This is a genomic window from Leptospira noumeaensis (assembly GCF_004770765.1).
Classification (GTDB): Bacteria; Spirochaetota; Leptospiria; order Leptospirales; family Leptospiraceae; genus Leptospira_A; species Leptospira_A noumeaensis.
Map to the genome: position 1 here is coordinate 407,612 of NZ_RQFK01000033.1, position 11,830 is coordinate 419,441.

The 11,830-nt window shown below is 33.6% G+C and carries 10 protein-coding genes; all 10 read left to right on the forward strand.

All coding sequences use genetic code 11. From position 1 onward, the window contains the following. Positions 1-225 precede the first annotated feature (225 nt). Positions 226-603: a hypothetical protein gene (locus EHQ24_RS18770; protein WP_135603112.1), complete on the forward strand. Its 378-nt coding sequence runs from the start codon at positions 226-228 to the stop codon at positions 601-603. A gap of 311 nt (positions 604-914) precedes the next feature. Next, on the forward strand, positions 915-1,520 hold the full coding sequence (locus EHQ24_RS18775) for a P-loop NTPase family protein (protein ID WP_135603113.1): 606 nt from the start codon (positions 915-917) through the stop codon (positions 1,518-1,520). 1 nt (position 1,521) lies between these two features. Then, a complete protein-coding gene (locus EHQ24_RS18780; protein WP_135603114.1) occupies positions 1,522-1,779 on the forward strand; it encodes a DUF8156 family protein in 258 nt (85 codons plus the stop codon). A gap of 21 nt (positions 1,780-1,800) precedes the next feature. Beyond that, complete coding sequence (locus EHQ24_RS18785; protein WP_135603115.1) at positions 1,801-4,101, forward strand: DNA polymerase domain-containing protein; 2,301 nt, start codon at positions 1,801-1,803, stop codon at positions 4,099-4,101. Positions 4,102-4,727: 626 nt separating this feature from the next. Then, positions 4,728-5,312 (forward strand): hypothetical protein, encoded by a 585-nt coding sequence (locus EHQ24_RS18790; protein WP_135603116.1) that lies wholly within the window; start codon positions 4,728-4,730, stop codon positions 5,310-5,312. Positions 5,313-5,521: 209 nt separating this feature from the next. Beyond that, positions 5,522-6,919: a diadenylate cyclase gene (locus EHQ24_RS18795; protein ID WP_135603117.1), complete on the forward strand. Its 1,398-nt coding sequence runs from the start codon at positions 5,522-5,524 to the stop codon at positions 6,917-6,919. Positions 6,920-7,114: 195 nt separating this feature from the next. Continuing rightward, positions 7,115-8,149 carry a PD-(D/E)XK nuclease family protein gene (locus EHQ24_RS18800; protein ID WP_167483106.1) on the forward strand — a complete coding sequence of 345 codons (1,035 nt, stop codon included), beginning with the start codon at positions 7,115-7,117 and terminating at the stop codon, positions 8,147-8,149. Between the two features lie 180 nt (positions 8,150-8,329). After that, positions 8,330-9,760: a hypothetical protein gene (locus EHQ24_RS18805; RefSeq protein ID WP_167483107.1), complete on the forward strand. Its 1,431-nt coding sequence runs from the start codon at positions 8,330-8,332 to the stop codon at positions 9,758-9,760. 297 nt (positions 9,761-10,057) lie between these two features. After that, positions 10,058-10,216, forward strand: coding sequence for a hypothetical protein (locus tag EHQ24_RS19280; protein ID WP_165779526.1), 159 nt, complete (start codon positions 10,058-10,060; stop codon positions 10,214-10,216). A 6-nt stretch (positions 10,217-10,222) separates the two neighbouring features. Then, positions 10,223-10,759 carry a GNAT family N-acetyltransferase gene (locus tag EHQ24_RS18810; protein WP_135603120.1) on the forward strand — a complete coding sequence of 179 codons (537 nt, stop codon included), beginning with the start codon at positions 10,223-10,225 and terminating at the stop codon, positions 10,757-10,759. The last annotated feature ends 1,071 nt before the right edge of the window (positions 10,760-11,830 follow it).

Genomic DNA, 11,830 nt, shown 5'->3' on the forward strand with positions numbered 1-11,830 from the left:
GGGCGCCTCCACTCCGTTAGTGGAGGTGACTCTCATATATCATGGACCGGGCGTACTTCGGGGTGCGCCTTCGGCTCCCGTCCTCGGAGGCAAAAGCCTCCTCTGACCAAGCCCTCCGTATGCCCTGGCGCGGGGAAATCCATCGTAAATTCCATATTTGATCCTTTCTGACCTAAATATTGTCTTGAAACTTTCCTCTTGGTTACGAAACTTCTGGATTAAATTATGGGTAAATTTTTAATTCGTTTCAGCTTTCTTCTCATCCTCCTCGCCATTCTATTTGCGGGTTACACTTGGCTCACTCTTCAGTGGAGTTATTCCGAAGGAGATCGTGCTGGCTACATCCAAAAACTTTCCAAAAAGGGTTGGGTTTGCAAAACTTGGGAAGGGGAAATGGCCCTTGTCACTATGCCTGGAACTATGACCGAAAAATTCTACTTCAGCGTTCGGGACGAGGCGATCGCCGAACATTTAAACGAATCCATTGGCAAACGAGTGGTTTTGGAATACGAAGAACACATAGGAGTTCCTTTTAGCTGCTTTGCTGAAACCAGTTATTTTGTAACCGGTGTCAAAACCGTCCAAGAAGTTCCTCCCCTATAAGTCCGAAGTTCTGATTCATCGATTGGTTTTAGAAAATCACTGGATGAATCCTTTTTTACCTCGATAACTCTTTGACCGGAGGTAATCTCCGGCTTAGAAATTTCCCTTCTCCTAACCTTTCTGGAAGTGTTCATCCCCTCTCTTTAGTTCTTTTTCAAATAATTCACATCATTTTTCCCAATCGAAACAAACCACCGATCCTCAGTCTTGCCGCAAAAAGGTAAGTGACTTACTTTTTCCAGCAAATGAAAAACGAAACTTCCCGACAAATTACACTTTACATATTTTTACTATACATATAATTAGCATTAATGATTCTCGCTAAACCATCTCCAATTTCTACAGATGTCTATGAACCAATCAAAAACTGGAATCAGCGAGATATCGGTTTACTCACAGGGGAAAGAGGAATGTACAAGCTGGCTCATTATTGGCAGTATGCCATGGTTTGTTCTGGGTTTCAGGTTTTCAATCTAGACTGCGCCATTCGATTCAACCCCTTCACCATTGCCGAAGAAACGAGAAAACAAAATTTACAACCAGAACCATTTTTAGAACAAATCAAAGTCCAAAGAGCCTTCACCCCTTATCAGATATTAGATGCACTAAAGATCATTCTAAATACAAAAGAAGAAAATACCATATACTTTCTTTTAGCTCCATGCAAACAATTTCTGGATGGAGATGTCAAAGAAGACGAAGGTTTGTTTTTATTAAACCGGATGTTAGAATTGATTGAAAAATTCCCCGGCGAAAATGTCCCACTACTCATCATCGAATCCTGGACTTATACACATAAAAATTTTCAAATCTTTTTTCCAAAACTACTACGGACTACCCAAAACCTATGGGAACTAAAAATGGAAGACGGTCTTTCTCGCATTCGTACAAGAAAAACTTCAATCACAGGACTTTAAAATGGGAAGAACCATTGCACCTTATTCTCGCCAAATGTTACAGATAGAGGGAAATCTATCAGACTTCCGCAGGTCCCTCAGAAGACAAGACCAAGAAATTTTTGATGATCTAATTAGAACCTCCAAATTACAAGTGCAAGCTGGTGTTATGGCATCGCTACCATATCCCATTGACTCAATGATTCTATCCATGCTCATCGAATTAAAAAAAGAAGTGAACGAAATCAAAAAAAACCTACAAAAAATTCCAGACAAATAAACCACAATACAACAAAAAATTATGGAAACTTTCAAAGGTTACTTGTTTGATATCTACCACTCCGAACAAAAAATCTACCTTTGGCTAAGGTCTGAGGAAGGAGAACTTCGATTATTTTCTGATAAGTTCTTTCCAACAATTTACATTGACGCACCCAAAAACATTCTTCAAAAACTAGTAAAACGATTTTATGAGTTAAACGCGTTAGCAGAAATCCCAACCTTCACTGAAAAACGTCTTTTCTACGAAAACAAAGAAATCTCAGTTTTAAAATTGGTAATTTCTAAACCACAACTCCTACCAAAAATCACAAACAAACTTTTTAATCTCTATGGAAAATACGATATCTATCATTCTGATATCGAAATCACTACGGGTTATATGGTAGAAAAAGATATCTACCCCCTAGCTTATTTAGAAATAAGTTACGAAACAAAAAATAACCAAAAGGAAATTAAAAATATTCAGTGTTTCACAAATATCCAAGACTTAGACTACGAAGTTCCAAACTTCAGGAGAGTCTCTCTCTACTTAGAAAAAAGCCAAAGGATCTCTTTACAATATAACACACTAATAGTTGAAACCAATTCCGACCGATATAAAATACCAACAAACAATCCTACGAATTTAATCCATAAACTAAATGAAATATTCAAAAAACATGATCCCGACATAGTTCTCACTTCTTACGGTGACCAAATTCTATTTCCCTATCTCTTCAAGGCTTCACAAGAAAATCATATACCAACAGAATTTGATAGAGACAAAACAAGCACAATCAGGCGTTCGATACAAACACAAGGAACCAGTTTCAATACTTATGGAACGATCGTATTTAGAGCACCTTCTTATCCACTGTTCGGTCGCTGGCATATAGACTCAAAAAACGGATTTGTTTATAAAGAAGCAGATCTTATGGGAATTATTGAACTTGCTCGTATCTCTCGTTTACCAATCCAAAAGATGGCAAGAGCATCAACAGGCAAAGCACTCACCTATATTGAAGTGGATGTAGCATTGAGAATGGATTACCTTGTTCCTTGGCAAAAAAGTGCATTAGAATCCCCAAAAACAGCACTGGATCTTCTAAATGCCGACAAAGGTGGGTTAGTTTTTCAAGCAAAGATTCAAAATGGATTTGTATTAGAAAATGTTGCTCAACTAGATTTTTCTCAAATGTATCCCAAAGTAATGGTAACACATAATATATCTCCAGAAACAATCAATTGTTTGTGTTGCAAAAATGATCCCAAAATAGAAATAGTGCCATCTCTAGGATATCGAATCTGTAACAAAAGAAGAGGTGTTGTTTCCGACGCACTTGCACATGTTATAGAACGTAGAGCTCATTATAAAAAACAATGTAAAGAACCAAATCAAATTAACAAAGATTACATAGAACAAAAACAATCCAGTTTAAAATGGATGTTGGTTACCTCTTTTGGATATTTAGGTTATCGAAATGCAAAATTTGGGAAACTAGAAAGCCATGAAGCAGTAACAGCTTTTGGAAGAGAAAAACTACTTATAGCAAAAGAAATTGCAGAAGACTATGGCTATAACCTAGTGCACGCAATTACCGATTGTATCTTCATTCAAAAAAAAGATAAATCACCAATTACAAAAGAAAACCTTCAAGAAATTTGCCAAACAATAAAACTAAAAACCAAAATAACGATGGATATAGAAGGTATCTTCTCCTGGTTATCTTTTCCACCATCCACTGAAGATGAAAAAATGCCAGTCGCCAACCGTTATATGGGAAGGTTCACTGATGGACATTTTAAAGGGAGGGGTATTGCCTTACGGAGAAAAGACTACCCTAATTACATAAAAACTGCACAACAAGAAATGATTCGGTGGATGTGTCAGTTTGAAACGACAGCTGATATGCTATCAAGAGAAGCTGAGATTTTAGAAATCTTCAAAAAATACGATGCCCCACTCTCAAAAGGTGATGTTTTCTGGAAAGACCTCCTCATACTAAGATCTACCTCGCACAATCCAGAAGATTATAGTGTAGACGCTCCAAGTGCCGTGGCAGTCAAAGACTTATTAGAAATGGGTATCCATGTCCAAGCAGGAGAAAAAATTCGTTACTTGGTAGTGAACAAAAAATCAGAAAGAAAAGGAGAACGATACAAAACAGAAGAAAGAATAGAAACTAAAAACTCGCAAAATCCACTAATCTACGATAAAACCTATTACCGAAAACGATTACTCGCCTCATTCAAAGAAATCTGGATAGGAATTTCCAGTTTCCAAAACTTTAATGACCTAATCAGCAACGAACAGCTATTACCATTCAAATTCCAGAAATAAAACAAAAAAGAAACAAAATTCATTACAATATGCAAATTTACTTTTATTGCATAATTTACAAAAAAATTACCTAAATAATGAATAAAAAATACCTGTTAGATGAGAATTTCCAGACCTTACTCAAAAAACGTTTGCACTAACCATATTACAAAAAAGACTCAGATTCGTTTTTCCTCCACTGGGACTCAGGGGGCGGAGCTATGCCCTAGCACAAACTAACCTCTCATCCACTTCCCAAGAAATCAAATAGAGCTACCAAAAGACTTATGTCTCATTAAAACAGAAGAGCGGCAAATATCACACCACCGCGTATGTTATACGAAATACAAAAACTAACAAAATATAGTAAATATAAAGAAAAGCAATTAACAACCAAGATAAACGAATTAACCGTAATTCAAATAGCCGCCAAATAATAAAGTAAAACGAAAGGAAATGCCATTATTCGGCAACTGTTGGCAAATACAACTAGAGCAATTAGGGTTCGTTATGCGAAATGTTTTAAAATTTTATTCTAAATACCTGAAACCTTATTATTTAAAATAATCGCTCAAGAATTATCATATGAAAAAAGTGTTTGACTTCGTTTATCAAATTACTATCAAAATTTATAGAGTATATTTTTAATGATCTTATCTAAAAGAATTTTTAACATAACATTCTTCGCCTTAACATTTATTACCTTATTTTCTCTTGGGTGCATTACTTGGAAAAGCAATACAATACCTTCATCAAAAGATATTGTATTGCCCACAAATAAACGATTTAAAATTGCAATTTCTTTCAATGGATGCTTTCCTGAAGATAAGATTTCATGCAATTCATATGAAAATTTCGAATTGCTGAAAAAGGAATTTTCAAAATCAGGAATTATAGATCAAGTTAACGGAAGTTTATTAGGGCTAATCACTTCAGATTACCATTTCGATCTTTACTGGGAAGAAGGATCAGAAGATAATCCTTTAGCTCTTTTATCTATTTATTCCTTAGGCGTTATTCCTTCATATAGCAAAAGCAATATTAAATTACTAGCGATCGTCAAAAAACCAAATGGGAACATCGTAAAAACTTTTGAATATGTTGAAACAAAAAAATCATTACTACATATCCTACTAATTTTTGCAATACCCTTCGTGGACTCTGTATCAAATCGAGAGATAAAAACTGATATTATGAAGTTACTTTTGAAAGATTTAGCAACTAATATATAGAAAAAAAACACTTCGCATAACTACGGCTTACCGCGGCGCTGCGGGATTCGCACAGCTCACCCTTGCTTGGTCTCCGACACATTCCCCTTCTGGCATTCGCTTGCAAAAGCAAGCTCTGTGCCAGTCCCTAACGTCTCATTCGAGACTCAGGGTCGGGAAACGTCGGCAAGCCTAGTTCGTTATACGCAACTCCTTGAAAATATTATATAATGAACAAAGAAATAGCTAGCTTTTTATCAAATTTAGGACAACTCCATTCAGCGGGAGCTGCCCTTTTAAGAAACGTCGACCCACTACTAGATTTTACTTTCTTTGTAATTTATTCTTATAATCTAGATAACGATTCAAATTACGGTATAATCGGAGACGATAAAGAATTTGAAAATAAAATGGAAAGTTTTCTAGATTTGGTTTTTGATTTATCAAATTACAACGAAATTATGAGTTCATATAATCACTTTATAGAACAATACAATTCAAAAGAACTTTACGAACTAATTGGATCTGACTATTTTCACAAAACAGAAAACTATTCTTTATTTTTTTTATACAAAATAAACAAAAAACAATTTTCTTACTATAAGAACATTGATTCCGTTTATTCAGAAGAAAAAAACATAATATATGCAATAATCTATAAATTTTTTTTAGAACTAACAAACCTAAGACTTGAAAATTTATTTAGAATAAACCAAAAAATCATGCTGCACGAATTTACAAAAGATCTAGCAAATGAAGCATCCAAATCATTTGTAATAAATCTAATTGGAAAACTTCAAGGTGTTTTTGATGAAAATAATTATGACTTATTACAGCCAATTATCGACATATGCAATGATTTAGATGCAATATCAGAACTTTTATACGAGAAAAATAATATCAGAGGAAATATTTCAATTTCTGCATCTTCATATCCAAAATTAAACAATATAGTCAAATTTGAAAAAGCTATTCCACTAAGTAATCACCGCTTAATTAGAAAGTTATTAGAAGGAACCTCAGAAAACATTGACTTAATTTTAGAATCAGGAAAAATTACAGGATATACGCTTTCAAATATAAACAACATATTTAAAGTAAATTTTATAAAACAAAATACTTGGAGATTTCAAGAAAGCAATCAAACAATAGCAGTTTTCAAATCGGGAAAAATCGATTTAAATAGCGAAAAAATTTCAGAAGAATACTTTATAAATGATTTAGCAAATAAAATAAAAATCTTTGGTAGTCAAAATTTCGGATTATTAAAAAAAATAGCATTAGATTTAATATCTTCAAAAAATGGAAGCATCCTAATAATTCACGAAAAAGGAAAAAACGAAGCTATGCGTTTAAAAAATGATAGTATTAACGTAGAACCTTTTGTACTAACTTCAGAACAAGCAATTAATCTCTCTAAAATAGATGGAGCAATAATTATAGATCCAAATTGCATTTGTTATGCATTTGGAGTTATTCTAGATGGCAATTCAATTGAAAAAAGCAATATCGAACGAGGCTCCAGATATAACTCATCTAAGAGATACATACACAATCGAAAAAAGGATGGCGAAAAACTTATAGCAATTATTACTTCAGATGATGGAAACTTCGATATTTTAGATTAACAAGGAGCAGCGTATAACAGCGGGGAAACGCTTCGCTGCGGCACTTACGGCCTTGCTCGGTCTACGACACATTGTCCTCCGTCACGCTTCTTGCTTTGCAAGAAGACGCGCCGACGCTAACGCCTCCTACGGAGGCTCAGCTACGGACAACGTCGTCTCCCCTAGTTCGTTATGCGCAAGGCTCTAAATATAAACATGAAACATAACTTTTTAAATACGATAGAAGGATTATCCAACGAAAACTTAATTACCGAGTCTTTAGCTTATATGTTAAGTCATCCAGAATTTTCTATTTACCAAAAACTTTTTTATTCGCATCTCTTCTCAATTTCCGAACATAAAGATACAGAAGAATGGGAATTTGAAATCTTAACTCAGGATTATAATCCTGAGCATGGAATACCTGATCTCGTCATTCAAAATAGTAATTCTATTATAATATTAGAAAACAAATTTTGGGCAGATTTTTCACAAAAAAATCAATATTGGCGCTATACGCAAATTCTATTAGAAAAAAATGATTTTGAAAAAAAATACTTAGTACTTCTATGTTTAAAAAATAAGCTCGGATACTTTAAACTAAAAATATACGAACAATTTAAACTTAAAGGTATTAAAATCTCTAATGAATCTGAATTAACGAAATACCTAAACAACTCCGGAATAGAACCAATATTTCTGATTTGGGAAGATATCATAAATCTTTTCATGTCAAAGAATCTACTTTCAGAATCAATTGAACAATTCATAAATACTCGCTTTATTAATTTAATCACAATCCAAAAGGAGGAATTAACTTTGCTAAATTCCAAAACAATCCCAAACTTATTAAATATAATTTGGAATACCGTCGACCAAATTAAAGGCATATTAAATAATGAAAAATTTAAAATTGGCAGAACTGGACAATCAAGACTATTTTATGGATACACAATCTATTATGACTGGGGTAATCTTTGGTTCGGTCAATATATTGATTCATGGAGAACTTACGATACTCCATTTGTAATTCAATTAAGAGAAAATTGGATATCCGAAGAACATATAAGAAAAAAAGCACCAGAATACCTGAGATCAATTGGTTTTATTGAAAACTCTGATTTAGGATTTCTTTTTCCATTTAACATTGAGAATTCATCCACAAACCTAGCTGAAGATATAGCACTTAAACTAATTGAAACATTGAGAATATTAGAAAAGGTAAATTTTGAAAATTCGCCCAGCGCATAACAGCGGGGAAACGCTGCGCTTCGGCACTCACGGCCTCGCTTGGCCTACGGCACATTCCCTTTCTGTCACTCGCTCGCATACGCAAGCTACGTGCCAGTCCCTAACGTCCCGTCCGGGACTCAGGGTCAGGGAACGTCGTCTCCCCTAGTTCGTTATGCGACATACATGAATAAAACTAAAATGGAACAATACTACTTTCAATTTTCTTACTTTGAAACATCTCCTACCTCTCTCACCTATCCAACTCTTGAATTTGTTGAATCTTGTGGATGTGAGGGCGAGGACTTATTAAAAAATGATTCTACAATTTTTGTAGATTCAAATTCATTAGGAAATTTCAAAAATGGAAAATTTGTCTTCAAACTGAAATTCCTAAAAATATTATCAAAAAATACGAAAAGATCAAATTCAAACATTAGAAAGAGTCTGTTGGATAAAATGGTATTAATTGCCATGAGCCCTGAAACGTCCAAAAACCATTTCTCCATTGATATTTTCATAAAAAATCTAGGCTATGCCGAAATTCAAAAAATATATATCTTAAATCAAAGCTTTACTTCGATTAGAAACAATTTAAGCATAGATAAACAAATCTATTTCAGAAATTGTAAGATAGAACACTTTGAGTCATATATGGAAAGTATAGAAAATAATTTATACTTTGAAAATTCCCAAATAGGCTACTTTAAACATTCAAATGAATCAAATAACCAAACTTTAAGATTAAAAAACTGTTCAATTGATTACCTAGATACTACCGCACAAAACATATTCTTGGAAAATATTTCCGGATTAAGCCTTTTTCTTTTTAAGGCAAAAAACATTTCAAATTTAACAATCCGAAATGTCTCCATCAAATTCACAAAAGAAAAAATTCTAAAATACCTTTATTTTGATTCATCATTAAGTCTAATAAGCAAAAAAATACCAAAAGAATATAACTTATTTGAAAAATTCTTATACTTCTATTTTAGAAAACCTGAACAATACATTCCAGGAGAAGTTCTCTTTCTGTTTCCAAATGAAACGAAACTATCATTTAAAAGTATCTTCAATAAATTTAAAAACAAAATAAGCTTCTTTAAACTAAGAATCTACGCAGAAGAAATTGGAGATGGAAAATATACATATCGAGAAGACCCGAAAATTGAAAAAAGCAGTTTAGGATTTGCCTACAATCAGTCAATATTAATTAAATCAATCAACGAAATTTCCTCAACATTAACAGACTATAAAATCAAAGAAAGTTTAATAAATTATCACCATTACTTTAGCTCTAGAAATAATTATTGGAGGCAGTTACTATATTTCCTACACGCCGGATATCGTCGATTCAAAAGACCTTTATTTTTTTTAATCATTTCCATAACCATAAATACTTTTTTAATAAATTTAATACGAAATGATTTCAGTGATGGGCTACATTCAATTTATTTCAATTTTAATATCATAAGTTATTTTGAAAAAGTATTTTTCAAAAACCTGAACTTCAACTACAATTTTCTTTTAAGATTAAATTCACTAATACTAGAATCTTTAAATTTTTATTTAATATTCTGTTTAACAATATACATCAAAGAACTAATCAGTTTCCCAAAGAAATACGAATAGAATGTACGTCGCATAACAGCGTCTACTCACTGCGCTTCGGCACTTACGGCCTCGCTTGGGCTGCGCCACATTTCCCTTCTGTCACTCGCTCGCATACGCAAGCTACGTGCCAGTCCCTAACGTCCCGTCCGGGACTCAGGGTCGGGAAACGTTGAGTAGACTAGTTCGTTATGCGCAATAACGCAAAAATGAACACTATTCATTGACATTCAGACAATTATAGCTCTTAAAGGAGTCAAACTAACGGGAATAATAAAATTCTTTTCAAAGAAGATAGAAGCAGGAAAGTAACAAAAGATGGCTATTCAAATCAAAGACACACCTACTCTTAAGGGTCATGATGCCGATTTCTTCTTTGAGTCCTTAGATAAGAATGAGACAAAGAAAGTAGAAAAACAAGAAGTTGTCAAAATTCAAGCAAGCTACAAAAAAATCTCTGATCTACTTGAAAAGTAAAACTTGATGGATTGGGAAAATATCCGTCTTTATCGACTTGATAGTAAAAACAATATCTTACCTTTTGATTGCGGTGACTCTGATCTTAACGAATTTCTATTAAATGACTCTCTAGTATATACTGAAAGTTTAATTGCCGTTACTTACATCTTTGAAAATTCAAAAAATCAGAATACAGTAGCATTCTTCAGTGTTATCAATGATAAAATCTCTGCCGAACAAACAAATAATTCCGGATGGAAAAAATTTAGAAAGTCTATACCTGAAAAGAAAAGATTTAAAAGTTATCCTGCAGTTAAAATAGGGAGATTAGGCGTTGCCATTCAATACCAAAATCAAGGTCTAGGATCAGATATTCTAAACTATATAAAGGGCCTATTTCTGGATTCTAATAAAACTGGCTGTCGATTTGTTACCGTAGATGCATATAATAACAAAGAGACACTTAGCTTTTATGAGAAAAATGGATTTGTTTACCTTACCCAGTCAGATACAAATGAAGATACAAGACTAATGTATTTTGACTTAATCACTCTCGTATAATGCGTTTCTGCGCATAACAGCGACTTACCGCTACGCTTCGGCACAAGGCCTCGCTCGGGCTACGCCAAATTGTCCTCCTGGCATTCGCCTTGCTTACGCAAGCTGCATGCCAGTCCCTAACGTCCCTTCAGGACTCAGGGTCGGACAACTTCGGTAAGTCTAGTTCGTTATGCGAAAGTTCGTAGATTATAAATGAAAAAATCCAAATACTTTCGGAATTTATAAAAAAAATAAATATAAAAAAAATATCTTCCATGTATCTCTCTTTTCAATTTTACTTAAATAAATGAAAAACATATAAATGAAATATCTTCAATTTTCTATTTCAAGAATATCTCCAGATAATCACAATATTTCAGTAACAAAAAGCATTCACGATCTATCTAAAATATAAACACTTTTATATAATCAATGGAATACAAACTTTTTAAAGAAATTATTTATACAATAAAGAATGAACTTAACTACTTAATTTTAAGTTTAGAAAAAGAAAATTATTCACAAATTTATCATTTTGCTAAAATCAAAAAATTCGAAAATGAATTTTATATACTCTGTTAGTTAACAGGTGAATTCGCATGCTGTAAAATTCTAGAAAAAAACTCTTTGCCTGCAGATTTCTTCGACAATGAAGAAATTTCTAAATTTATTAAGGAAAAATTTAACATTAAATTGCGAACAAAATTTGAATTGTTAGCACCTTATTCAGAGGCTATAAATTTGCCTAACTTACATTTTGATCTGGCTTACTGGAAACCTAGAAACCTAGGTGAAGCTTTATATAATTTTTTTGATTAATTAGAATAAATACGAACCTTCGCATAACAGCGACTAACCGCTTCACTTCGGGACTTGCGCCCTCGTTCGGTCTACGACACATAGGCTTTTGTCACTCCTCTTGCCTACGCAAGCGTCGTGCCAATCCCTAACGTCCCATCCGGGACTCAGGGCCAGCCTACGTCGGTTAGTCTAGTTCGTTATGCGTAATGGGTTAAATGTATGACTCAAGACATGGGTAACACTTTTGTAGCAAGACATAGGTAACACTTTCTGGTTTCTCATCTCTTTAGA